Genomic DNA, 25,202 nt, shown 5'->3' on the forward strand with positions numbered 1-25,202 from the left:
ATGACGAAATCCGCCGTCAGGCGCGATGCCGAGGACAGTCTTGCGATTCGCGCGGCGTGGCTGCATTACGCGGCCGGACAAACGCAGGCCGATGTCGCGTCACGTCTGGGCGTGAGCAGTGTCAAGGCGCATCGGCTCATCATGCGCGCCAATCAGAGCGGCGCGGTCAAGTTCACCATCGATGGCGATGTCGCCGAATGCGTGCTGCTCGAAGCGGAACTGGCGCAACGTTATGGTCTGAGTTATTGCGAAGTCGTTCCGGATTTGCACGAAGGCGATCTGCCGTTGCGCGCTTTAGGCGTGGCGGGCGCGCATTTCCTGCAACGTGAGATCGCGGCGCGGCAGCAGGGCGTGATCGGCATCGGGCACGGGCGCACGCTTGCGGCGGTCGTCGCCAACATGCCGCGCATGGATGCAGGCACGGTGCGCTTCGTGTCGTTGCTCGGTGGCGTCACGCGCAAATACACGGCCAATCCTTACGATGTCATTCACCGCCTCGCGGAACAAACCGGCGCTGTTTCTTACGTGCTGCCGCTGCCGTTCTTCGCCAACACCGCCGAGGATCGCGAAGTCCTGCTCTCGCAACGCGGTGTGCGCGAAGTGTTCGATCTGGCGGCAAGTTCCGATCTGATGGTGGTCGGCATCGGTTCGGTGGATGCGGATGCGCAGCTCGTCGCCTCCCAAATGATCGAGCCCAACGAAATCCACGAAGTGCGCGATCTCGGCGGTCAGGGCGAACTGCTCGGGCATTTTTTCAGCGAGGCGGGCGAATCCGTCGAAACGTCGCTGGCGGCGCGCACGGTCGCGCCGGAACTCGACGATCTGAAAGGACGCCGAATCATCGCGATTGCGGGCGGGGTGTCGAAGGTCGCGGCAATCCGCGCCGTGCTCAACAGCGGCCTGTTGAGTGGCCTCATTACCGACGAAGCCTCGGCGCTCGCGCTGAAGGACGAACCGGTCACCACGGAGGTGGCGTGATGAACGACGACGCACGCGATCTTCTTATCGGTATCGACGCCGGGACGTCGGTCATCAAGGCCGTGGCGTTCGATCTGTCGGGGAAGCAGATTGCGGTGGCCTCCGTGCCGAACCGCTACGCCACGAGCGCGGATGGCGCGGCGACTCAATCGCTCGACGATACCTGGGCCGACTGCGCGCAAACGCTGCGCGATCTCGGCGCGAAGGTCGATCGTCTTGCACAACGCACGAAAGCGCTTGCGGTGACGGGCCAGGGCGATGGCACGTGGCTCGTCGGCGCAGACAACCGCCCCGCCAGCGATGCATGGCTCTGGCTCGATGCCCGCGCCGCCAACACCGTGCGCCTGCTTCAGGAAGGCCCGGCCAGCCGCGCGCGTTTCGAAGCGACGGGCACGGGATTGGCCGCATGCAATCAGGGCGCGCAGATCGCGCACATGGCCGCGACCATGCCCGACGTGCTTGCACGTACCGAAGTCGCGCTGCATTGCAAGGACTGGCTCTATCTGAACCTCACCGGCGTGCGCGCGACCGATCCTTCGGAAGCGAGCTTCACCTACGGCAATTTCCGCACGCGCCGTTACGACGACACCGTGATCGAAGCGCTCGGCCTGAGCGGGCGGCGCAACCTGCTGCCGGAGATCATCGACGGGACTGAGATCATGCATCCGCTCTCATCGGATGCGGCTGACGCGACCGGTCTGCTCGCGGGCACGCCCGTGTGTCTCGGCTTCGTCGATATCGTGCTGACGGCGCTGGGCGCGGGCATCCATACGGAGAACGCGGCGGGCGCGAGTTGTTCGATCGTCGGCTCGACGGGCATGCACATGCGCGCCATGCATAACGGCGACGTGCATCTGAACGCGGAAGGCACGGGTTATGTGATCGCGCTGCCGCTGCCGGGTATGTCCGCGCAAGTGCAGTCGAACATGGCAGCGACGCTCAACGTGGACTGGGCGCTCAATTTCGCGAGCGACTTGCTCAAGCAATTCGGCACGAGTTTGTCTCACGGCGACCGCATGAAATGCATCGACGGATGGCTGCAATCCGGCCGCCCGGGCGCGCTGCTCTATCACCCCTATATCTCCGATGCCGGCGAGCGCGGTCCCTTTGTCGATCCGAACGCGCGCGCAGATTTCATCGGATTGACGAGCGAGAGCCGCTATCCCGATATGTTCCGCGCGGTGGTCGAAGGTCTTGGCATGGCCGCGCGCGATTGCTACACCTCGATGGGCATTCCGATGCCCGACGAACTGCGTCTCACCGGCGGCGCGACGCGTTCGCGCGCGGTGCGCGGCGTGCTCGGCGCGGTGGTCGGCGCACCGACGCGCATCTCCCTGCGCGAAGAAGCAGGCGCAGCAGGCGCGGCGATGATGGCCGCGGTCGCGCTCGGCGTGTATGCCGACATGGAGGCGTGCATCGCCGAATGGGTGACGCCGCTGCTCGGCGAACCGGAAACGCCTGACGAAGCGCTCTCGCAGATGTACGCGCAGCTTTTCCCCGCGTATCGCAAGGCGCGCGAAGCACTGGTGCCGACGTGGGATGAAACCGCGCGGCTGCTCAAATCGCGGCATCGGCCCAACGCGCTGTCCGCTGGCCTCAACTAACGTCGAACATGGAACGCTGAAATGAGCGAGAAGGACATGGTGGACTTGTGCGTGATCGGCGGCGGCATCAACGGCGCCGGGATCGCGCGCGATGCGGCGGGTCGCGGACTCTCCGTGATCCTGTGCGAAAAGGACGATCTCGCGCAGGGCACGTCGTCGCGTTCCGGCAAGCTGGTGCATGGCGGATTGCGATATCTGGAGTACTACGAATTCCGGCTGGTGCGTGAAGCGCTGATCGAACGCGAAGTGCTGCTCAATGCCGCGCCGCATATCATCTGGCCGCTGCGTTTCGTGCTGCCGCATAGCCCCGGCGATCGTCCGGCGTGGCTGGTGCGCACGGGACTCTTTCTGTATGACCATCTCGGCGGTCGCAAGAAACTGCCAGGCACGCGCACGCTCGATCTGTGGCGCAACCCCGAAGGCGCGCCGATCAAGGACGAATACCGGCGCGGTTTCGAATACTCCGATTGCTGGGTCGATGATGCACGTCTCGTCGTGCTCAATGCCGTCGATGCCGCGCAACGCGGCGCGCAAGTGCTCACGCGTACCGCATGTGTGGGCGCGAAGCGCGAAGGCGGCGCGTGGCGCGTGGAACTGCGCGATACGCGCAACGGTTCGACGCGCGTGGTACATGCGCGTGCACTCATCAATGCAGCAGGACCGTGGGTATCGGACGTGATCGAACGGGCGGGCGCGAAGTCCACGCGCAAGGTGCGGCTCGTGAAGGGCAGTCATATCGTCACGCCCAAGTTCTGGGATGGTCCGCATTCGTATCTCGTGCAGAACCACGACAAACGCGTGATCTTCATCAACGCGTATGAAGGCGATAAGGCGCTGATTGGCACGACCGATGTTCCGTGGGACGGCGCACCGGAAACCGTGCAGATATCGAACGAGGAAATCGACTATCTGTTGTCTGCGGTGAACCGCTATTTCAAGCATCCGTTGAGGAAGCAGGACATCGTGCAGACGTTCTCAGGCGTGCGTCCGCTTTACGACGATGGCAAGGGCAATCCTTCCGCCGTCACGCGCGATTACGTGTTCGATCTCGACGACAGCGGCGGCGTGCCCTTGCTCAACGTGTTCGGCGGCAAGATCACGACCTTCCGCAAGCTCGCGGAGCACGCGCTGCAAAAGCTGCAAGGGACCTTTCCGAAGATGGGCGCGGACTGGACCGCCTCCGCCACGCTGCCAGGCGGCGATATCGAAGGTGCGGACGTGCCGCGTTTCATGGCGCGTTTGCAGACTCAATACGAATGGCTGCCGCGCAATCTGCTGCGCTATTACACGCAGACCTACGGCACGTTGACGACGCAGGTCATCAACGGCGCGACATCACTCACGGGTCTGGGCCAGCAGTTCGGACCGAATTTCTATGAAGCGGAAGCGCGCTATCTGATGACGCACGAATGGGCCGAATCGGCGGAAGACATGCTCACGCGACGCACCAAGCACGGCCTGCACATGAACGCCGCGCAAAAGGCCGCGTTCGAGGCGTGGTTCGATGGGCTCGTCCGTAAATCAGCATAACGTTTAAGAGTTAAGAGAACGACATGGCATTCACGCTTGCACTCAATACGAATCCGCTGGTGAACCGCTTTGCGGAACCGGCCGATCTGATCGATTCGATTGCGCACGACATGAAGATCCGTGACGTGCAACTGACGCACGAGTTCATCAATCCGTCGTGGCCCGCAGCGGTCACGCGTAGGCTCACGCGCGAAATGCGCGCCGCGTTGACGCGTACCGGCGTGCGCATCACGTCGGGCATGACAGGACCGTACGGACGCCTGAATCATTTCGGCCATCCCGATGCGGACGTGCGGCGTTACTACATCGACTGGTTCAAGACCTTTGCGGATATCACGGCCGATCTGGGCGGCGATTCCATCGGCACGCAGTTCGCCATCTTCACGTACAAGGATTACGACGACCCCGCGCGCCGCGATGCCCTGATTCAAACCGCCATCGATTGCTGGGCCGAAGTCGCCGAGCATGCGAAAGCGGCGGGCCTGAAATACGTGTTCTGGGAACCGATGTCGATCGGCCGCGAGTTCGGCGAAACCATTTCCGCATGCATGGCCTTGCAGGACAAGCTGAGCGCCGCGAACATGGCCATTCCCATGTGGATGATGGCCGACATCGATCATGGCGACGTGACCAGTCCCAATCCCGACGACTTCGATCCGTATGCATGGGCGCGCGCCGTGCCGCGCGTGTCGCCGATCATCCATATCAAGCAGTCGTTGATGGACAAGGGCGGGCATCGTCCGTTCACGGCCGAATACAACGCGCGCGGCCGCATTCAGCCGGAACCGCTGATCGAAGCGCTACATGCAGGCGGCGGGCGCGACAACGAAATTTGCCTCGAATTGTCGTTCAAGGAACGCGAGCCGACCGACCGTCAAGTGGTCGATCAGATTGCCGAATCGGTGGCTTTCTGGGCGCCGCATTTCGATTCCGGTATCGCAGACCTGAATATCTGAGGAAACCGAAATGTCAGGCACGATGACGCAAAAACTCATCAACGATGGCGACCACGCCGTCGATGAGATGCTCGACGGTGTGATGGCCGCGCACGGCGATTTGCTCACGCGCAGCGCCGAGGCACCGCGTGCGATCATCTCGCGGCATGGTCCGCGTGACGGCAAGGTGGCGCTCATCATCGGCGGTGGCTCGGGTCATGAGCCGACGTTTCTGGGCTTCGTCGGCAAAGGTCTGGCTGATGCCGCCGTGATCGGCAACGTATTCGCTTCGCCGCCGCCGCAACCCGCCGTGGATGCCGCGCTCGCCGCGCATGGCAACGCGGGCGTGCTGTTCATGTACGGCAATTATGCGGGTGACGTCATGAACTTCGACATGGCGAGCGAGATGCTCGAACTCGAAGGCATCGAGGCGCGCACGGTGTTGACGACCGACGATATCGCTTCCGCGCCGCGCGAAAAGCGCGATACGCGGCGCGGCGTGGCGGGCAATGTATTCATCTTCAAGGCAGCGGGCGCCGCAGCAGATTTGATGATGCCGCTCGACGAAGTGGAACGCGTCGCGCGCCATGCAAATGCGCGCACGTACACGCTCGGCGTGGCGCTCGCGCCGTGTTCGCTGCCGCAGACGCGTCAGCCGAACTTCGAGATCGCGGCGGGCGAGATGGAAATCGGTATGGGCATTCATGGCGAGCCGGGCATGCGTCGCGAAGCGTTGCGCACGGCGGATGCCATCAGCGACGAAATCATGGATGCGATTCTCGCCGAGATGAACGCGGCGAAGGGCGACCGTGTGGCCGTGCTCGTGAATTCGCTTGGGTCAACGCCATTGATGGAACTTTATATCCTCAACCGGCGCGTGTCGCAGCGTTTGAACGATGCAGGACTCGTGATACATCGCACGCTCGTTGGGCCGCTGTGTACGTCGCTGGAAATGGCGGGCGCGTCCATCACCGTGATGCATCTCGATGACGAGCTTCAGCGCCTGATCGATCACCCGTGCGAATGCGCGATGTTCCAGCAGAGGGCGGCATGACGTCCGTGTTCACGACCGCCGACATGGCCGATTTGTTTCGCGTGCTCGCCAGCACCATCGCGGCGGCGCGCGACGAACTATGCCGCCTCGATGGCGTGATCGGCGACGCGGACCATGGCATCGCGATGGAGCAGGGCTTCAACGCGGCATCGAAAGCGATCGATGGATTGACGGAACAGGCCACGCTGGCAGATCAACTAAACGCCGCAGCAAAGGGCTTTTTGAACGCGGTGGGCGCATCGTCGGGGCCGTTGTATGCGACAGCCTTCATGCGTGCCGCGAAGGCCGCAGGCGCGCGCAACGAAATGCCGTTCGCCGAAGCGCCGGGTTTGATCGTCGCGATGGCCGAAGGCATCCGTTCGCGCGGCAAGGCGGAAGTCGGCGAAAAAACGATGGTCGATGTATGGGCGCCCGCTGCATCGGCGGCAGAAAAGGGCATGGCGGAAGGCTTGCCGTTAAATGAAAACATGATGCGCGTTCGTGAAGCAGCATCGGCGGGCGCGGAGTCCACCAAGACGATGGTGGCGACGAAAGGAAGATCGGCGCGTCTGGGCGAGCGCAGTCTCGGACACATGGACCCAGGCGCGGCATCCGCTGCGATGGTCATCGATGTCATTGCGGAAAACTGGGGAAAACATGGCACGGACTAAAGAGGTGAGCCAATGAGCGCGGTCACTCCATCCATCAAGAATCAACCGAAACGCAGTGTGCGCGCGGTGATCGGTATCGTACTGCTTATTATTTTACTGGTCGCGATGGCGCTCTCCACGAAGGTCGTGAAGATCGGTTCCGGCTCGGATACGCAGACGAAAGAGTTCGAGCCGGCAGCCTACGGCAAGAAGCAGTTTCCGAAGACGCAGGCCGCCATCGAAAAGCGCGCAGTCGATGCCGCGACGCTGGCCGCCGCCATCGCGAAGGATCAGGATGCGGCGGGCAAGCAATACGGCATCGCGGGCGGTGGAATCGGCCCTGAGATGACAGTCAAGTTCAGCGGCGTCGCGGGCAAGGAAGATTCGGGCGTGTATGAAGTCAAGGTGCCCGGCCTGCCGGATTCGCTCGTGATCCGCGTGCAAACGGGACCGGCGATCAACGGCACCGATTTGCGCGATGCCACGGGCGATATCAGCTTCGGTCAGTTCACGAATCAGATCGACTACCAAAACGCCGGTTATGCGATCAATACGGAAATGAAGAAGGAAGTGCTGTCGAAGATCGATACGACCAAGCTGACGGGCAAGACCATCGATGTCGTCGGCGTGTTCCAGCTCATCAATCCGAATGGCTGGCTCGTGACTCCTGTGAAACTGGATGTGAAATGAGCACGACGAACGAAACCATCGCTCAGGCCACGACGAAGGATGGCGTGTTGCTGTCCGCGCGCGATGTCGTGAAGTCGTATGGCGGCGTGCATGCGCTCAAGGGCGTGAACTTCGAGATTCATCGCGGCAAGGTCACGACGCTGTTCGGCGAGAACGGCGCGGGCAAGTCCACGCTCATGAAGATTCTGTCAGGCGTGGAAAAGCCGACCTCGGGCGAGATCGAACTCGATGGAGAGCGCGTGGCGTTCACGTCATCGACCGATGCGCGCAATCACGGCATCTCGATCATTCACCAGGAATTGAGTCTTGCGCCGAACCTGAGCGTGCGCGACAACATCTTCATGGGACGCGAGTTGCGCACGCCGACCGGCGTGAACTTTGCGGAAGAAGCGCGGCAAACGCGCGCGCTCATGGAAGAACTCGAAGAAGACGTCGATCCCATGACGCTCGTGCGCGATCTTCGCTTGGGCCAACAACAGGTAGTGGAAATCGCGCGTGCGTTGTCGGTCGATTCGCGCATTCTCATCATGGATGAACCGACGTCCGCACTAAGCGCATCCGAAGTCGAAGTGCTGTTCAAGGTGATCCGCGATCTGACGAGCCGTGGCGTATCGATCGTCTATATCTCGCATCACCTCGAAGAAGCGCTGCAAGTGACGGATTACGCCGTGGTGCTGCGCGATGGCCGCATCACCGCGACGGCGCAGCGCAAGGATATCGACCTCGGCTGGATCGTGCGCAACATGGTCGGCGAGAACTTCGATCTCGGCTCGCCGCCGACGGGTTATGAGTTCGGCGAAGTCGCGCTCGATATCGACGATGTGAGCGTCGCGGATGAATCCGGTTCGGGCGCATCCGTGGTCGATCATTTGTCGCTCAAGGTGCGTGCGGGCGAGATCGTCTGCATCTACGGATTGATGGGCGCGGGCCGCACCGAACTGCTCGAAGCCGTCGCGGGACGCACGCGCTTGCCCGTGACCGGCGGCACGATTCGTCTCGAAGGTCAGGACATGGCGGGACTGAGCATTGCCGGACGCATCGGCCGAGGGCTGGTTCTGGTGCCGGAAGATCGACAGCGCGATGGACTCGTGCCGACGATGAGCGTCGGCTCCAATCTGTCGCTCGCGAGCATTCGCAGCTTCGTGAAGGGCTTGCTGATGTCGCCGCCCGCCGAACGCGAGCTGGTCGGCCAGTCGATCCGCAACGTGCATGTCAAGACATCGGGGGCGAGTGCATCCATTCGTTCGCTTTCAGGTGGCAATCAGCAGAAGGTCGTGATCGGCAAGATGCTCGCGACCGGCCCGAAAGTGATCTTGCTCGATGAACCGAGTCGCGGCATCGACATCGGCGCGAAGGCGGAAGTGTTTCGTCTGCTCGCCGAGAACGCTAAAAAAGGCCTTGCGGTCGTTTATTCGACGTCCGAAGTAGGCGAGTGTTTGAGCGTGGCGCATCGCATCATCGTCATGCGGCGCGGGAAGATTTCCGCGGAATTCGGCCCCGATGCCGACAAGGACGACATCATGGCCGCCTCCGGCGAAGCCGTGGTCGCCTGAACTAGAGAATGCCTGGAGACATTGACATGAACGACGCCGCTAAAACATCGACCCGGTCCGGCGCATCCGGCGAAGGGTTCGACCTCGGAAAGATGCTGCTCGAAGGACGCGCGTTCTTCGCGCTGATCGCGATCATCATCATCTTTTCCTTCCTGTCGCCCAATTACTTCGCAGTAGAAAACTTCCTTACGATGGCCTCACACGTGGCTATCTACGGGATTCTCGCCATCGGCATGTTGCTGGTCATCATCAACGGCGGGATCGATCTGTCGGTGGGTTCGACGCTCGGGCTCTCGGGCGTCGTCGCGGGCTTTTTCATGCAGGGCGTGACGCTCAATATGTTCGGCGTCGTGCTGTATCCGTCGGTCTGGGTCGTGGTGGTGATTTGCTGCGTGCTCGGGGCGTTCATCGGATTGGTCAACGGCATTCTTATTGCACGTTTCAAGGTGCCTGCATTCGTCGCCACGCTCGGCGTGATGTACGTGGTGCGCGGCTTCGCTTTGTTGATGACCAACGGCCTGACGTATAACAACCTCGGCGGTCAGGCGGATCTCGGCAACACGGGCTTCGATTTTCTGGGCTTCGACCGCTTGTTCAACGTGCCGGTTGGCGTGTTGATTCTTGCGGTGATCGCGATTCTTGGGAGCATCGCGTTGAATCGTTCGGCGTTCGGGCGCTGGCTCTATGCATCGGGCGGCAACGATCGCGCGGCGGAATTGTCGGGCGTGCCGGTCAAGCGCGTGCTCATCAGCGTGTACATGCTGTCGGGCATGTGCGCGGCCATCGCCGGGCTGATTCTTTCGTCGCAGCTTACATCTGCCGGACCGACCGCGGGCACGACCTACGAACTGACTGCCATCGCGGCGGTCGTGATCGGCGGTGCGTCGCTCATGGGCGGCACCGGCAACATTCGCGGCACGCTGTTGGGCGCGTTCGTGATCGGCTTTCTGTCCGATGGTCTCGTCATCATCGGTATTTCGTCCTACTGGCAAACGGTCTTCACCGGCGCGGTCATCGTGCTCGCGGTGTTGCTGAACGCCATTCAATATCGCCGCCGTGTGAAGCGTCCCGCAACGACGCCGCCCGGTGGTCAACTGGCTTCTCCGCAAGGCGGCGGCAAGGCATAGCTCTACGTCCGGCACGCGAGAAGAACATCGAAGTCCTGCGCCAACACTAACCGAAGAAAGAGACACGCCATGACTATGAAGAGAAAGACCATGATCCTTGCTGCCGTCGCCATGGCCGCGCCCTTGTTTGCGGGGCAAGCACATGCAGCGGGCGGACTCATCAGCATTATCGTCAACGATCCCGCCAATCCGTACTGGCTCGCCGAAGGCAACATCGCGTCGGCCGAGGCGAAGAAGCTGGGTTATACCGCCAACGTATCGGCATCGAAGGGCGACACGAACACCGAGAGCCAGCAGATCGACACGGCCATCACCAACAAGTCGGTGGCGATCATTCTCGATCCGGCCAACGCCAGCGGTTCGGTCGGCGCGGTGAAGAAGGCGGTGGCCGCGAACATTCCGGTGTTCCTCGTCAACGCGGAAATCAATCAACCGGGTCTGGCGAAAGCGCAGTTGGTATCGAACAACGCGCAAGGCGCGGCACTCGGTGCGCAGCAATGGGTGAAGGATGTCGGTTCGAAGGGCAATTACGTCGAACTGCTCGGTGCGCCCTCCGACAACAACGCCGCCACGCGTTCGAATGGCTACAAGTCAGTGTTGAGTCAGTATCCGGACCTGAAGATGGTCGGCTCGCAAGTAGCGAACTGGGACCGCACGCAGGGCTTCAATGCATCGCAAAGTTTGATGCAGGCGCATCCCGATGTGATCGGCATCATCAGCGGCAACGATGAAATGGCGCTCGGTGCGATCGCAGCGCTGAAGCAGTCCGGCAAGCTCAAGAGCGTGAAGGTCGGCGGCTTCGATGGCTCGCCCGCAGCGGTGGAAGCGGTCAAGGCCGGCGACATGCAATACACCGTGCTGCAACCGGTCGCGGAGTTTTCAGCTAAAGCAGTGCAGGAAGCCGATCAGTTCCTGAAGACCGGCAAGACGGGTGCATCGAGCGAGAAGCAATTGTTCGATTGCGTGCTCATCACGAAGGCCAATGTGTCGAAATACACCGCGCCGTTCGTGCTGGAGAAGTGATGTTCATCCGCGCGCTGAGTTGGCCTTTGGCTGGCTCGGTGCGCGGTTTGTTTGAATCGCAGGATCATTCGTTTGACTAACTAACCATGTCTGATTCCCTGTTCTGGGTCGGCACGAGCTGGAAGATGAACAAGACGCTGGCGGAAGCGATTGCCTTCGCCGAAGGTCTGCTCGCAAGCCACGACGATCCACGAATCCAGTGCTTCGTGATTCCGCCTTTCACGGCCATTCGCGAAGTGAAGTCGATTCTCGCGGAAACCAACGTCAAGGTTGGCGCGCAAAACATGCACTGGGCCGATCAGGGCGCGTGGACCGGAGAAATCTCTCCGCCGATGCTGGTCGATTGCGGCATGAATCTGGTCGAACTCGGGCATTCCGAGCGACGCGAACATTTCGGCGAAACCGATGACACGGTGGGCCTCAAAGTCGAAGCGGCGGTGCGTCACGGGCTGACGCCGTTGATCTGCATCGGCGAGACATTGGTCGATAAGGAGAGCGGACGTGCGCCGGACGTGCTGGCGACCGAAGTGCGTGGCGCGTTGGGCCGCTTGAGTGCTGAACAGCGCACGGCGCCGATTCTGCTGGCTTATGAGCCTGTGTGGGCTATCGGCGAACACGGCAGTCCCGCGAGTCCCGATTATGCGGATGCGCGGCAGGCGGAGATTATCGCCGTCGCGCAGGAAATATTGGGGCGGCGCATACCGTGTCTTTACGGTGGCTCGGTCAATCCGGGCAACTGCGCCGAATTGGCGGCGTGCCCGAATATCGATGGCCTGTTTATTGGCCGTTCTGCGTGGAACGTGAGCGGCTATCTGGACATTCTGAAACGCGTCGGCGCGGTGCTTTGAGTCTTGCCGATGCCGTGCAATCACATCACTTGAAGGAGATCGTCATGAAGGTTGCAATTGGAGGTGACAGCGCCGGAGTTGGATTGGCGCGCGTGCTGGCGGATTATCTCAAGGACCGTTACGAGGTATCGGAAGTTTCGAACAACGAAGCGAATCCGAATGAGTTTTATGCGAATTTGTCGGATCGGGTGGCGTCGAAAGTCATTAGCGGTGAATATGATCGCGCGATTCTTGTTTGCGGAACGGGAATCGGTGTGAGTATTTCGGCAAATAAGGTGCCGGGTATTCGTGCGGCGCTTTGTCATGATACTTATTCGGCGGAGCGGGCGGCGTTGTCGAATAACGCGCAGATCATCACGATGGGCTCGCGCGTCATTGGGCCTGAAGTTGCCAAGACGATTGCTGATTCGTTCCTCAAGAATTCGTTCGATGAGAATGGGCGCAGCGCGGGGAATGTGAAGGCGATTGACGAGGTGGATGCGAAGTATCATCGGTAGGGCATGCAGGATTGTCGAGTGAAGGGCGCATAATCAGCCATCGCCCTTAACCTCGACGATCCGCATCTCATGTCCATCATCGACTGCCACAACCATATCTTCGATCCCGCTCGTTTCCCTTATCGTGACGACACCGCGTATCGCCCCGCCGGACAGGAACTCGGCACCGCCGCGCAATTCCTGCGCGTGATGGATGCGCACGGCGTGCAGCACGCGCTGCTCGTCGGACCCACGAGCGGCTATCGCACCGACAATCGCTGCATGCTCGATGCCATTCTCCACGCCGAAGGCCGTTTCAAAGGCATTGCGGTCGTGGATAACGACATCACGCGCGCGGAACTGCTCGACCTGAAAGCGGCTGGCGTGGTGGGCGTGGCGTTCAATCCGGCGATGGAAGGCGTCGAGGTTGTTACCAGCGCACAAAGCCTGTTGAACACACTCGCCGACCTCGATCTCTTCGCGCAGATTCAAGTGATAGAAGATCAACTCGTCGCGATGATGCCGCTGCTCGAAAGCGTGCGCACGCGTATTCTTATCGATCATTGCGGCAGGCCGGATGTGACCGCTGGTCTTAATCAACCGGGCTTTCAGGCGGTATTGCGATTGGCGGATACTGGTCGCACGACGGTCAAGCTATCCGGACTACAAAAGGTTTCGCGACAAGAGCATCCCTACGAAGACGCGCAAATCTATATGCGCGAACTCTTGCGCACGTTCGGTTCTGACGCTTGCATATGGGGTTCAGACTGGCCGTTTCTTAGAGCAACTTCGCGGCTGGATTACGGGCCATTGCTGACTTTGTTCGCGAGCATCGTTCCGGATCAGGACGAACGTCAACGCATTTTGTGGGACACGCCGCGAAAGCTCTTTGGTTTCGGCGCATGAATGAGTTAGTGCGATGAGACGTACACCGCATCTGTGAATGCTTCCGGGATGGCGAAGCTCTCGCGCATGCGTTTCGTCTCCGCAGCAGGCGTCAACCCGAACATACGCTTGAATTCTCTGCTGAACTGGGACGGGCTCGTGTATCCCACTGCATTTCCCGCTGCTTCCGCTGTTAAATCTTGCCGCACCATCAACAAACGCGCCTGATGCAGTCGCGTGGACTTTACATACTGCATCGGCGAGACTTGCGTGATTGCCTTGAAGTGACTGTGAAAGCTCGGAACGCTCATGCCTGCTTCGTCGGCGAGCGTCGTGACGTCGAGCGTTTGCGCGTATTCGGCATGAATGAGACGAAGCGATTTTCCTATTCTGCCGAACTGGCCACGCATAGCCAAAGCCTCGCGCATGGAACTTCCTTGCGCGCCAGTCAGCACTCGAAAATACAACTCACGCAGCAGGCCCGGCCCTAACACCGCTGCTTCGAGCGGACGATTCATCGCTTCGAGAAAGCGCAATACGGATGTTTGCATGGCCTCGTCCATTAGCGTGGACATCATGCTTTGCGGTGGCTGCACGATCGGCGCCGCGCCTTCGCGATCGATCTGCTCTGCAAGTTCCGCAGCCATCGTGAAGTCGAGGTGAAGGTACAGCGCAAGCAACGGACGCGCGGGCGTGGCATCGGTTTCCATGCTGAACGGAACCGGTATGGATACGGCCAGATAATGGCGCTCGTCATAAAGATAGAGTTGTTCGCCGAAGTAACCCCGCTTGCGGCCCTGACAAACAATCACGATGCCCGGATCGTAAAGCACCGGCGTGCGCGTAAGCGCCCGGTTCGAGCGCAGGATACGCACGCTTGGAATGGCCGTGAGGTTATAGCCTTCTTCGGGCGCGAGCGCGCGAAGCAGGGCGATCATGCGCTGCTTATCCGATTGCAAGGATGAAATGCGTTTCGTGCTCATAGTTTTGTGCAAGAGATTAAGCGGATTTTGGCTTAACGGAGTTCGTTGGTGAGACTAGTATGCATTCTTCGATCAATTCAAGGGGAATGCAAATGAACTCCAAAAAAGTCCTTCTTATCACCGGCGTCAGCAGCGGCTTCGGTCGCGCACTCGCGCAGGAAGCGCTTGCGGCGGGTCATACAGTTGTCGGAACCGTGAGAAACGCCCAAGCGAAGCATGATTTCGAGGCGCTTTCCTCAGGCAAGGCTTTTGGACGTGTGCTCGACGTGACCGACTTCGATGCCATCGACGGCGTGATCGCAGACATCGAAGCGAACGTCGGAGCTATCGATGTTCTGGTGAACAACGCGGGCTACGGCCATGAAGGCATCATGGAAGAATCGCCCTTGTCCGAGATGCGCAGACAATTCGATGTGAATGTATTCGGCGCAGTCGCCATGATGAAGGGCGTGTTGCCGTTCATGCGCGAGCGTCGCCGGGGCCACATTCTGAATATCACCTCGATGGGCGGCTATATCACCATGCCGGGCATCACCTACTATTGCGGCAGCAAATTCGCACTGGAGGGCATTTCCGAAGCACTCGGCAAGGAAATCGAATCGTTCGGCATTGCCGTGACGGCGGTTGCGCCCGGTTCCTTCCGCACCGACTGGGCAGGCCGTTCGATGGCGCGCACACCGCGATCCATTCCGGACTACGACGCAATATTCGACCCGATCCGTCAGTCGCGTGAAGAGAAAAGCGGCAAACAGTTAGGCGATCCGCGCAAGGCCGCGCGTGCCATGCTCGATGCGATTTCATCGGACAAGCCGCCTGCACATCTCTTGTTAGGCAGCGACGCGCTCGGTTTAGTGCGCACCAAGTTAAAGACACTCGATAAAGAATTCAATATGTGGGAATCGCTTACGATTTCGACAGACGGCTAAAGGCTTGCCAGCGCGGCATCGGAATGGGTCGAGTTCTTTTATACTCATTCGTCACCTGACCTATTCCGCTTCGGAGCGCGTGCGTGAACGATCCGCTGATTCTCGGTTTCGCGCTCGTCGCGATCGATGTCGCTGTCTGGTCCTGCGCCTGGCCTCGCAATGAAGTCGTGCGTCTGCTGGTACGCGTATGTCTTTATGCCGCCTTTAGCGCCGTGCTGTTCAGTTCGGGTTTGAGTCCTTTCTCGCAGGCGCCTTACGCGGATTCACGCGCCTTGCACGTGCTCGGCCAGACACTTGAAATCGTTTGGTGGCTCAACGGCGCGCGCCTGCTCAGCATGGTGCTCGACACCTTGCTGTTGCCGAAGACGTGGCGGCGTCAGCGGCTTTTCGAGGATGTATTCGGCGCGGTGGCGTTTTTGGCCGCGACGGTCGCATCGCTTGCGTTCGTGCTCGAATTGCCTGTGCGCGGGTTAGTGGCGACATCGGGTGCGCTCGCCATCGTCCTCGGTCTTGCGATTCAAAGCACGTTAAGCGATGTATTCGCGGGCATCGTCATCAATAGCACCGAGCCTTATCAAGTAGGCAATTGGGTGGCGATAGATGGCGTGGAAGGCAAGGTGCTGGAGATGAACTGGCGCGCGACGAACCTGCTTACTGCGCTGGGCGATGTCGTCATCGTGCCGAACGCTGTTGCCGCGAAGGCAAAGATCGTCAACAGCAGCAGGCCCGCGTCATTGCATGGCGTGCGCATCACGCTCGAGATCACGCCGGAGGCGCGGCCCAAGATGGTGCTTGAAGCGCTGGAACGCGCACTCAAAGGTGTGCGTACCATTCTCGCCGATCCTGCGCCTGCGGCCACGGTCAAGAGTGTCACTCCGCTTTCGTTTCAATATGAAGTCACAGCCTATGTCGATGACGGCAGCAAGAAGGCGGACGTCATCAACGAACTCTATGATTTGTGCCATCGGCATTTGGCCGCTGCGGGTGTCGATCTGCGCTCGCTTGGTATGCCTTCCGCGAAGGAATCACCGGGCGACACGCGCGCACGTCTACTGCGGCGCGTCGATCTGTTCGCCGCGTTGACAGCCGAAGAACTCGCGCAACTCGCATCGCATCTCACGCGAAAGGAATACGAGGTGGATGAAGCGCTGATCGCGCCCAATAACGTTCCCGATAGTTTGTACATCATCGATTCCGGCGTGATGAGCGCAGTGGCGGGAGAGGGCGCAGCGGCCGTCGAAGTGGCGCGGCTCGGTCCCGGCGATGCGCTCGGCGAAGCGGGATTGCTTGCGGGTCTGCCTGCACGTGTGAAGGTCACGGCGCTCACGCGTTCGATCGTCTATCAACTGCATAAGGATGATCTTTCGCCCGTGCTCAAGGACAATCCTGAAGTCGCGCGGCTGATGTGCAGGATGTTGTCGCGGCGTCAACGTGCGTTGGACGAGGTTGGTATGCCGGCACCGGCCGCGCAGTCGGAGCAGTCGGTTTTTCAATGGCTTTGGGATGGGGTGAGGAGATTGCATGATTTGAAGTTTTGATTTTTGTTGTTCTGTCGTGCAAGGGGCTGCTGTTGTTTGTGTCTTTATTGCAGTAGCCGCCTCCCCGGCGGGGGGGTAACTTTCTTTGCTGCTGCAAAGAAAGTCACCAAAGAAAGCAGCTTTTTACCCCATGCACGCTGGCTGGAGAGGGTTGGTTTGGATTAACGATACAGTGGCCGCAATAGGACTTGCCACGCATAACGAGTCGCTTAGGCAACCTGGCGATTACGCACTCGAATCCTTGAGTCTCAGTGGACCGCATTCATGCTTTCGACCATGCGCTGCGCGCGCCGAGAACGTAAGAAGGGAATCCCGCAGCGTATCAGCGCCCAGCCACATCAAGCCACATCGCACCCGCCCCATTGGGCCCTACCCTGATTAGCACTTCCATAGAGCGGCAAACCGAAGGCGTTAGGCTTTGCTCGAAGTGCTGACCAAGGTAGGGCCGAATAGCAAAAGAGCGGAGAAGCGCGATGTGGCTGGGCGCTGATAGGCTGCGGGATTCCGTTCTAAAGCTCTCGGCGCGCGAAGCGCATGGCCGAAAGAATGAATGCGGTCCACTAAAGTTAATGAATTCGAGCGCGTAATCGCTAGGTTGCCCACGCGCTTAACCAGCCGAGGGACATCCTAATGCGGCCACTGTATTGTTAATTCAGACCACACTTTCCAGCCAGCGTGCGGAGGGGTAAAAGCTGCTTTCTTTACCCCCCGCCGGGGAGGCGGCTACTGAATAAACAGCACAAAAACGAGCAGCCCCTTCCCCGACAAAACCCCCAACCCCCCCCTCGCGCCAGCAAAAATCAAAACTCTTTTTTGACCACGATTGACAAGCGAAATTTGCGCACCTTAGACTCCATTCATTCCTTGCGGCCCGACAAAGACGTCCGCCCGAGGACCCGGCGTAGAAGCCCCCTGACGAACCGTGCGTTCGTCAGGGGGCTTTTTTTTGTCCGCATTTCTGGAACATCGATCCCACCTCTGGAGACTCCGAATGTTGCTATCGCCGTCCGGCTGGATGCGTCTGGCCATCACCGCAGGATTTGCTGTCACGACGCTAGCCGCGAGCGCCGCCGATCCCGTGAAAATCGGCCTGCTGGAAGACGCGTCCGGCAACTTCGCGCTGGCCACCATTCCGAAGATTCACGCGACAGAACTCGCCGTCGATGAAATCAACGCAAAAGGCGGCATTCTCGGCCGGCCCATCAAGCTGATCGCCTACGATACGCAGTCGGACAACACCAAGTTCCAGGAGCTTGCGCGCCGCCTCATTCAAACGGACAAGCCCGATGTCATCTTCGGTGCCTTTTCCAGCGCCTCGCGCGAAGCCATTCGCCCGATCATGGACCGCGCGCATCAGTTGTACTGGTATGACAATCAGTATGAAGGCGGCGTCTGCGATACCGATACCTTCGTCACCGGTGCCGTGCCCGAGCAGCAGTTCTCGACGCTCATCCCGTGGATGATGCAGAAGTACGGCAAGAAGGTGTACACCATCGCCGCCGACTATAACTTCGGCCAAATCTCGGCGGAATGGGTGCGCGATATCGTCAAGGAAAACGGCGGCTCCATGGTCGGCGAGGAATTCATTCCGCTATCGGTCTCGCAGTTCGGGCAGACGATTCAAAACATTCAGAAGGCCAAGCCGGACTTCGTCGTGACGTTGCTGGTCGGCGCGAATCAGGCTTCTTACTACGAGCAACAGGCGTCATCGCATCTCAATCTGCCGATGGCGAGTTCGGTGAACGTTGGTCAGGCCTACGAACATAAACGTTTCAAACCGCCCGCGCTCAAGGATATGTACGTGACGGCGAATTACGTCGAAGAAGTCGATACGCCTGCGAGCAACGACTTCAAGAAACGCTTTCACGCGAAGTATCCCAACGAACCGTATATCAATCAGGAAGCGGCCAACGCGTACGACGCAATCTATCTCTACAAGGCGGCCGCTGAGAAAGCCAAATCGACGAATCAGGAAGATGTGCGCAGGGCGCTCGAAGCGGGCGGCATCTGCACGGAAGGCGCGCAGGGCAAGGTCTGCATCGATCCTAAGAGTCATCACGCGAGCCATACCATCTACCTCGTTCATGTGAAGGAGGATCACTCGGTCGAGATTCCGAAGGTATGGGACGATGTGCAACCGTACTGGCTCGGCAAGGTTGGATGCGATCTGCCGAAGAAGCCGGATCATCGTCAATACACGCCGTCGAATCTGCCCAAGAAGTCCTGAACGCGGAGCCGCGCATGGCGACCTTGTCGGTGCTCTATTCGCTGGTCTATCAGTTCGGCGACAGCTTCGCGTATCTGGTGCTCGCGGCGCTCGGTCTTGCCGTGATCTTCGGGATGATGGGCGTCATCAACCTCGCGCATGGCGAGTTCATCATGTGCGGGGCGTATGTCACCATCATCGCGGCCAAGCGTGGCTTGCCGTTACCGCTTGCCATGCTGCTTGGCGCGCTGGCGGCGGCGCTTGCGGGCGTCGTGATCGAGCGGCTCGTCATTCGTCATCTGTATGACAGGCTGTTCGATTCGGTCGTGGCGACGTGGGCGATCAGCCTGATCGTGCAGCAGACGATGTTGCTCGTCGCGGGGCCGTCGCTCGAAGGCATCGGCACGCCGTTCGGTGCATTTGCGCTCGGCGATTATTCGTTTTCCACTTATCGCGCGGTGTTGCCGCTGATTGCGCTGGCCATTCTCTTTGCGCTCTATGTGTTGTTCTTCAAAACCAACTATGGCGTATGCGCTCGCGCGACGATCCAGAATCCGAACATCGCGCAATGCTTAGGGTTGCAAACGGACCGGCTTTATACGCTGACGTTCGCACTCGGCGCGGGACTCGCCGGACTGACCGGCGCGCTCTATGCGCCGACCATGACCGCGGTGCCGACAATGGGTAGCAACTTTATCGTGCAGGCGTTTGTATCGGTGGTCGTGGGCGGCGCAAATGTCATTGCCGGAACCACGCCGGCCGCCGCCGTGCTCGCCGTGATCCAGACCGCGCTTACCGCATCATATGGACAATTATTCGGGCAGATCGGTTTGCTAGTCACGGTCATCGTGGTGATCCGGTTGATGCCGCAAGGCCTCGGCAACCTCTTTAGCCGCGTGCGATAGGAGTTCGAGTGAATCTCAATCGATCGCACTTGCTCAAAGGCTTGCCGTGGCTCGCGGCGATATGTTTGCCCTTGTTCGTCGATGCAACCACCAGCGGCAATCTCGCTTATTGCCTCTTGTGGGCCTTCAGCGCGGTTGGCCTCGCTGCGATGTGGGGCTTTGGCGGCATCCTCTCGTTCGGGCAGACTGCGTTCTTCGGGCTTGCCGGATATAGCTACGGCATCTTCACGCTGAACTACGGCGACGACTGGTTCGATTCGTGGCTGGGCCTCGGCGCGGGTCTCGTGGTGAGCGTCGCGATGGCCGCGCTGCTCGGCTATATGATCTTCTTCGGGCGCATCAAGGGCGTGTTCATCGGTATCGTCACCCTGTCGGTGACGCTCGTGCTCGAAACGTTCATGGCGCAGACGGCGGGGCCGCAATGGGCCATTGGCGAAGCGAGATTGAACGGCTATAACGGCATGGGCGGCATGCCGCCGCTGACCATCCCGTGGCCGGGCGGGCCGCTTACCATCGAGAACACGCGCTTCTACTATCTCGTGCTCGTGCTGTTGCTTGTGGTCTATGTGCTGATGCGCAGGCTCCTCGACGGCACCTTCGGCCTCACGCTCATTGCGATACGCGAGAACCCACAGCGCGCGGAAATGCTGGGCGTCGATATCCGGCGGCATCAATTGCTCGTGTTCGTGCTGGGCTGCACGCTCGGCGGATTATCCGGCGCGCTCTATACGATCTGGGGCTCCTATATCACGCCTTCGACAATGGGCCTGACCGCTGCCGCCATGCCCGTGATCTGGGTGGCGACGTCAGGGCGAAAGAGCATCGGCGGCGCGATCATCGGCACGGCGCTGCTCGTGTGGCTTTCGCAAACGCTCGCCGTGTACGGCAGTCAATACGCGTTGATCTTGCTTGGCGCGATCTTGCTGATCGTCGTGCTTGCCGCACCGGAAGGCTTGCTGCCATTCGTGACCGCGCATTTGAGACGGATGAGCAAGCCTCAACGTAAGCCTGCGTGCCTCGAACGTGAGGAGGGCAAACCATGACCACGCTGCTCGAAACGCGCGGCCTCAAGAAGCATTTCGGCGGCGCGCATGTCATCAACGGCATCGATTTTCAGATCGATGCAGGCGAGATTCGCTGCGTAATCGGGCCGAACGGTGCAGGGAAAAGCACGTTCTTCAAGCTCATCACGGGCGAGCATCGGCCCTCGGATGGGAGCGTGCATTTTCTCGGGCGCGACATGAATCATGTGTTACCGCACGAACGCATACGCATGGGCATGAGCATCAAGTTTCAGATTCCCGGCGTGTTCGCGGACCTGAGCGTGCGTCAGCATCTACAACTTTCGCTGCATCGCGCGAAGGATGATGAACCGGGGCGTATCGACGAATTGCTTCGGCAGTTCATGCTCGAAGCAGAAGCGCCGGTTCTTGCGCGTCATTTATCGCATGGCAAGAAGCAATGGCTCGAAATCGCGATGGCCGTGTCGTTGCGCCCGAAGCTGCTGTTTCTCGATGAACCGGTCGCCGGGATGTCGGTGGAGGAAACGCATGCCACCGGCGAACTCATCAAGCGGCTCTCGGCGCAAGGCCTCACGATGATGGTCGTCGAGCACGACATGACTTTCGTCAAGCAGATTGCCACGCGCGTGACCGTGCTGCACGGTGGCCGGTTGCTCGCCGATGGCCCGCTCGATGAAATCCTCGCCCGTGACGACGTGGCCGAAGTCTATCTGGGGAAAAAGCATTGAGCGCGCTATTGGAAGTCAAAGGCGTGGAAGCGGGCTACGGCGGCGGCCGCGTGCTCAACGGTGTTTCGTTCAGTGTCGAACGCGGCGAAGTGCTGGCCTTGATCGGACGCAACGGCGTGGGCAAGACCACGCTCATGCGCGCGCTCATCGGCCTCGTTCGTTTGGATGCGGGGAGCATCGCGCTCGATGGCTTATCTATCGGCGAGGAAAAGCCTTATCTACGCGCGCAAAAAGGCATGGGCTACGTGCCGCAGGGCCGTGAAATATTCGGATCACTGACCGTCGCGGAGAACCTTCAGGTCGGCGCACAAGCGAACCGCGCACAGGCCGCGCAACTGAGAGAGAAAGTAGCCGGCTATTTCCCCATTCTCAAGACACGCTATCTGCAAAAGGCCGGCACGATGAGCGGCGGCGAACAGCAACAACTTGCCATTGCACGCGCGCTCATCAGCGGCCCTAAAGTGCTTCTACTCGATGAACCGTCCGAAGGCATTCAACCTTCCATCGTCTCGCTGATCGGCGAAACGCTATTGCAGATCGCGCATGAAACCGGTATCGGTGTGGTGCTGGTCGAGCAGGACATGGGCATGGTCGAACGCATCGCGACACGTTGCTGCGTGATGGATAAAGGCCGTATCGTCGATACACTGAACCCCGCGCAACGCGGGGACGAACAATTGATTCGCCAGTATCTGGCACTGTGACGGAGAGCCGAGCATGAAATGGCTGGAAGACTCGATCATGATGAAGCGCGGCGTGGGCGCGAGCCGCGAACCGGTGGAGCACCATCTCACGGAGGAATTGCAGCAGACGTTTCATTACACCATCGGGCCGTATTCGCAGCCGGTGCTGCATGTCAAACCCGGTGATCGTGTAGTGGTGGACACACGCGATGCATTCGAAGGCAAGATCAAGGAGGAAACCGATAAGCCATCCGAAGTATTGACCGTGCCGTTTCTCAATCCGCAGAACGGGCCGATCATGATCGAAGGCGCGGAGAAGGGCGACGTGGTGGCCGTGTACATCGAAAAGATGGCCCCGCGCGGTGACGATCCGCACGGCTTCTGCTGCATGATTCCAAACTTCGGCGGATTGACCGGCACGGACTACACCGCGTTGCTCAACGAACCGCTGCCGGAAATCGTGCGCAAAATAAAGATCGACGAAGAAAACGTCTATTGGAGCAAGCGCAATACGCTTCCGTACAAGCCGCATATCGGCACCTTGAGTTTGTCGCCGGAGATAGACTCGATCAACTCACTCACGCCCGATGCGCACGGCGGCAACATGGACGTGCCCGACATGGGGCCGGGCAGCATCACGTATTTGCCGGTGCGCTCGCCGGGCGGTCGGCTTTTCATCGGCGATGCCCATGCCTGTCAGGGCGATGGCGAAGTGTGCGGCACCGCCGTCGAATACCGCAGCACGACCACGGTGCGCGTGGATCTCATCAAGCAATGGAAGATCGACTGGCCGCGCCTTGAAAACGAGGACGCGCTCATGAGCATCGGCAGCGCGCGGCCGCTGGAAGACGCCACGCGCATTGCGTATCGTGAACTCGTGCTGTGGATGGCCGCCGACTATGGCTTCGACAAATGGGATGCCTATATGATGCTGAGTCAGGTCGGCCGCGTGCGCCTCGGGAATTTCGTCGATCCAAAATACACGGTCGGCGCAATGGTCGCCAAGCACTACCTCAAGTAAGACGAATAGCAACAACCTTTTAAATGAGCGTGTCACTCCATGGCTTTGTCCGATCCCATTCGAGTGGGTCTGTTGTGTTCGACGAGCGGCTCCACGGCGCTGCTCGAACAATCGCAATGGCGCGGCGCGACCCTCGCGATGGAGGAAATCAATGCGCGCGGCGGCATCGGCGGCCGTGAGATCGTGGCGATCCACTACGATCCCGGCTCCGATCCGGCCGTCTTTCGGGAACTGGCGGAACGGCTCATTCTCAAGGACGGCGTGAATGTGATCTTCGGCGGCTATACGTCGTCGAGCCGCAAGGCCATGTTGCCGGTGGTGGAGAAACACAACCGGCTGCTTATCTATTCGCAGCAGTACGAGGGTTTCGAATACTCGGACAACATCATTTATAGCGGGGCGTCGCCGAATCAGAACGGCGTGCAACTGGCGGACTTCATGACGGAGACGTTCGGCGCGCGCGTGTACATGGTCGGCTCGCGTTATGTCTATCCGTATGAATGCAACCGGACGATGCAGGAGTTGCTGTTGCAACACCCCGAAGGCGCGATTCTCGGTGAGCGTTACTTACCGCTCGACGCCACGCCCGAGCAGTTCGCGCAGGTGGTCGCGGATATTCGCCGCAAGTCGCCCGACTGGATATTTTGCACGGTGATCGGCGAGACGGTGCCTTATCTGTATGAAGCGTACGCGCGCGAAGACCTCGACCCATCCGCCGTGCCGATCGGGAGCCTGAATACTTCGGAAACCGAAATTCATGCGATGGAGCGTGGCATCGCGACCGGACACTACACCGCGGCGCCTTATTTTCAGAGCATCGACACGCCGGAGAACGATCGCGCGGTGCGCCGTCATCAGGCGCGCTTCGGCGTGGATACGCCCACCGACATGAACTGGGAAGCCGCGTACTATCAAATGCACATGTTCGCCGAAGCGTGCGCGCGCGCAGGATCGGACGATATCGGCACGATCATGCCGCATCTCCTCGGCTCGGAATTCGACGCGCCGCAGGGCCGTGTGCGCATCGATCCGGTGAATCATCACATGGCGCTGTATCCGCGCATTGGCCGCGTGAAAGCAGACGGTCAGTTCATCGTGATGCGCGAATCGAAGTTCGCGGTCGGCCCCGACCCGTACATGACGCGTCAGACCTTGGGCGACTGGGTCACAAAACTGAGTTCACGGGACTACTGACGTGAACGCGCGCGCGGACAGAGGCCAACGAAGCCTGACGGGATCGATTCTTGAGCGCAATCCACGCGTGCTCGTGATCCATCCCGACGACGACGACGGCCTCACGCTGACCAATCACCTGCGCCGCATGGGCTTTCAGGTGGAACGCTTTTGGCCGCCGCCGCAAAACTTGCCTGACGATATCGATCTCGTTTTCCGTGCGCTGCGCCCCGAGGAACGCGCGCCGAACGAGGACTGGTCAGGACCGAATGCGCCGCCCACCATTTGCGTGATCGCGTATGAGAACCCGACTTTTATCGATCAGGCTATCCGCTTGGGTTCGGATGGCATCGTGACCACGCCGATACGCGCATCGGGCTTGCTGTCCACCGTGGTGATGGCGCTGCATCACGCCAAACGCTCGCGGCAACATCTGCAACGTATCGCGCGGCTCGAACAGAAACTGCTCGACAGTCGGCATCTTCAGGAAGCGAAGGGCATTCTCATGACGATGCATCGCGTGAGCGAGACGGAAGCGTACGACATGCTGCGCGCGCAGGCCATGGAAAAGCGCGTAACCATCGACGATGTGTGCCATTCGGTTATTCAGGCCGGCGAAGTATTGCAGATCAAGCGCGGCATCGCAGCGGACGAAGACTGAACGGCAACTCAAGGGAGCGACGAA

At 60.0% G+C, this 25,202-nt stretch carries 24 protein-coding genes; 23 read left to right on the plus strand and 1 reads right to left on the minus strand.

Annotated elements, in window-relative coordinates; genetic code table 11:
• From ACZCWR_RS31830 to ACZCWR_RS31890, 13 genes are all read left to right on the plus strand, one after another.
• Window positions 1–978: a sugar-binding transcriptional regulator gene (locus tag ACZCWR_RS31830; RefSeq protein ID WP_487306661.1), complete on the plus strand. Its 978-nt coding sequence runs from the start codon at window positions 1–3 to the stop codon at window positions 976–978.
• Window positions 978–2,582, plus strand: a complete 1,605-nt coding sequence (locus tag ACZCWR_RS31835) for an FGGY family carbohydrate kinase (RefSeq protein ID WP_487306662.1) — start codon at window positions 978–980, stop codon at window positions 2,580–2,582. Before ACZCWR_RS31830 ends, ACZCWR_RS31835 begins: the two co-directional genes overlap by 1 nt.
• A gap of 21 nt (window positions 2,583–2,603) precedes the next feature.
• A complete protein-coding gene (locus ACZCWR_RS31840) occupies window positions 2,604–4,112 on the plus strand; it encodes a glycerol-3-phosphate dehydrogenase (protein WP_487306663.1) in 1,509 nt (502 codons plus the stop codon).
• Between the two features lie 23 nt (window positions 4,113–4,135).
• Window positions 4,136–5,068 (plus strand): sugar phosphate isomerase/epimerase family protein, encoded by a 933-nt coding sequence (locus ACZCWR_RS31845; RefSeq protein WP_487306664.1) that lies wholly within the window; start codon window positions 4,136–4,138, stop codon window positions 5,066–5,068.
• 10 nt (window positions 5,069–5,078) lie between these two features.
• Complete coding sequence (locus ACZCWR_RS31850) at window positions 5,079–6,101, plus strand: dihydroxyacetone kinase subunit DhaK (protein ID WP_487306665.1); 1,023 nt, start codon at window positions 5,079–5,081, stop codon at window positions 6,099–6,101.
• Window positions 6,098–6,751, plus strand: a complete 654-nt coding sequence (dhaL, locus tag ACZCWR_RS31855) for a dihydroxyacetone kinase subunit DhaL (protein ID WP_487306666.1) — start codon at window positions 6,098–6,100, stop codon at window positions 6,749–6,751. Before ACZCWR_RS31850 ends, dhaL begins: the two co-directional genes overlap by 4 nt.
• A gap of 12 nt (window positions 6,752–6,763) precedes the next feature.
• The gene (locus ACZCWR_RS31860) at window positions 6,764–7,420 is read left to right on the plus strand and encodes a DUF2291 family protein (protein ID WP_487306667.1); all 657 of its coding nucleotides are present in this window, start codon (window positions 6,764–6,766) and stop codon (window positions 7,418–7,420) included.
• Window positions 7,417–8,973 (plus strand): sugar ABC transporter ATP-binding protein, encoded by a 1,557-nt coding sequence (locus tag ACZCWR_RS31865; protein ID WP_487306668.1) that lies wholly within the window; start codon window positions 7,417–7,419, stop codon window positions 8,971–8,973. The genes ACZCWR_RS31860 and ACZCWR_RS31865 overlap by 4 nt, the downstream gene beginning before the upstream one ends.
• A 26-nt stretch (window positions 8,974–8,999) precedes the next feature.
• Window positions 9,000–10,100, plus strand: coding sequence for an ABC transporter permease (locus ACZCWR_RS31870; RefSeq protein WP_487306669.1), 1,101 nt, complete (start codon window positions 9,000–9,002; stop codon window positions 10,098–10,100).
• A 75-nt stretch (window positions 10,101–10,175) separates the two neighbouring features.
• On the plus strand, window positions 10,176–11,123 hold the full coding sequence (locus ACZCWR_RS31875; protein WP_487306802.1) for a substrate-binding domain-containing protein: 948 nt from the start codon (window positions 10,176–10,178) through the stop codon (window positions 11,121–11,123).
• An 86-nt stretch (window positions 11,124–11,209) separates the two neighbouring features.
• The gene (locus tag ACZCWR_RS31880; RefSeq protein ID WP_487306670.1) at window positions 11,210–11,971 is read left to right on the plus strand and encodes a triose-phosphate isomerase; all 762 of its coding nucleotides are present in this window, start codon (window positions 11,210–11,212) and stop codon (window positions 11,969–11,971) included.
• 44 nt (window positions 11,972–12,015) lie between these two features.
• Window positions 12,016–12,468 carry a D-erythrulose-4-phosphate isomerase gene (gene derI, locus ACZCWR_RS31885; RefSeq protein ID WP_487306671.1) on the plus strand — a complete coding sequence of 151 codons (453 nt, stop codon included), beginning with the start codon at window positions 12,016–12,018 and terminating at the stop codon, window positions 12,466–12,468.
• Between the two features lie 69 nt (window positions 12,469–12,537).
• The gene (locus tag ACZCWR_RS31890) at window positions 12,538–13,353 is read left to right on the plus strand and encodes an amidohydrolase family protein (RefSeq protein WP_487306672.1); all 816 of its coding nucleotides are present in this window, start codon (window positions 12,538–12,540) and stop codon (window positions 13,351–13,353) included.
• A gap of 5 nt (window positions 13,354–13,358) precedes the next feature.
• On the opposite strand, the gene ACZCWR_RS31895 is transcribed toward ACZCWR_RS31890, so the two are convergent.
• Complete coding sequence (locus tag ACZCWR_RS31895) at window positions 13,359–14,270, minus strand: AraC family transcriptional regulator (RefSeq protein ID WP_487306673.1); 912 nt, start codon at window positions 14,268–14,270, stop codon at window positions 13,359–13,361.
• A gap of 137 nt (window positions 14,271–14,407) precedes the next feature.
• On the opposite strand from ACZCWR_RS31895, the gene ACZCWR_RS31900 reads away from it, so the two are divergent.
• From ACZCWR_RS31900 to ACZCWR_RS31945, 10 genes are all read left to right on the plus strand, one after another.
• A complete protein-coding gene (locus ACZCWR_RS31900; protein ID WP_487306674.1) occupies window positions 14,408–15,241 on the plus strand; it encodes an oxidoreductase in 834 nt (277 codons plus the stop codon).
• 83 nt (window positions 15,242–15,324) lie between these two features.
• Window positions 15,325–16,779 carry a mechanosensitive ion channel domain-containing protein gene (locus ACZCWR_RS31905; RefSeq protein WP_487306675.1) on the plus strand — a complete coding sequence of 485 codons (1,455 nt, stop codon included), beginning with the start codon at window positions 15,325–15,327 and terminating at the stop codon, window positions 16,777–16,779.
• Window positions 16,780–17,770: 991 nt separating this feature from the next.
• Window positions 17,771–19,006, plus strand: coding sequence for an urea ABC transporter substrate-binding protein (locus ACZCWR_RS31910; protein ID WP_487306676.1), 1,236 nt, complete (start codon window positions 17,771–17,773; stop codon window positions 19,004–19,006).
• A 14-nt stretch (window positions 19,007–19,020) separates the two neighbouring features.
• The gene (locus ACZCWR_RS31915) at window positions 19,021–19,890 is read left to right on the plus strand and encodes an ABC transporter permease subunit (protein ID WP_487306677.1); all 870 of its coding nucleotides are present in this window, start codon (window positions 19,021–19,023) and stop codon (window positions 19,888–19,890) included.
• An 8-nt stretch (window positions 19,891–19,898) separates the two neighbouring features.
• On the plus strand, window positions 19,899–20,933 hold the full coding sequence (locus ACZCWR_RS31920; RefSeq protein WP_487306678.1) for an ABC transporter permease subunit: 1,035 nt from the start codon (window positions 19,899–19,901) through the stop codon (window positions 20,931–20,933).
• On the plus strand, window positions 20,930–21,640 hold the full coding sequence (locus ACZCWR_RS31925; protein ID WP_487306679.1) for an ATP-binding cassette domain-containing protein: 711 nt from the start codon (window positions 20,930–20,932) through the stop codon (window positions 21,638–21,640). The genes ACZCWR_RS31920 and ACZCWR_RS31925 overlap by 4 nt, the downstream gene beginning before the upstream one ends.
• Window positions 21,637–22,344, plus strand: a complete 708-nt coding sequence (locus ACZCWR_RS31930) for an ABC transporter ATP-binding protein (protein WP_487306680.1) — start codon at window positions 21,637–21,639, stop codon at window positions 22,342–22,344. Before ACZCWR_RS31925 ends, ACZCWR_RS31930 begins: the two co-directional genes overlap by 4 nt.
• Before the next feature lie 13 nt (window positions 22,345–22,357).
• Complete coding sequence (locus ACZCWR_RS31935; RefSeq protein WP_487306681.1) at window positions 22,358–23,344, plus strand: acetamidase/formamidase family protein; 987 nt, start codon at window positions 22,358–22,360, stop codon at window positions 23,342–23,344.
• Window positions 23,345–23,383: 39 nt separating this feature from the next.
• Window positions 23,384–24,538, plus strand: a complete 1,155-nt coding sequence (locus ACZCWR_RS31940; RefSeq protein WP_487306682.1) for a transporter substrate-binding domain-containing protein — start codon at window positions 23,384–23,386, stop codon at window positions 24,536–24,538.
• 1 nt (window position 24,539) lies between these two features.
• A complete protein-coding gene (locus tag ACZCWR_RS31945; protein WP_487306683.1) occupies window positions 24,540–25,178 on the plus strand; it encodes an ANTAR domain-containing response regulator in 639 nt (212 codons plus the stop codon).
• Window positions 25,179–25,202 lie beyond the last annotated feature (24 nt).

The organism is Caballeronia sp. A2-2 (assembly GCF_057612605.2).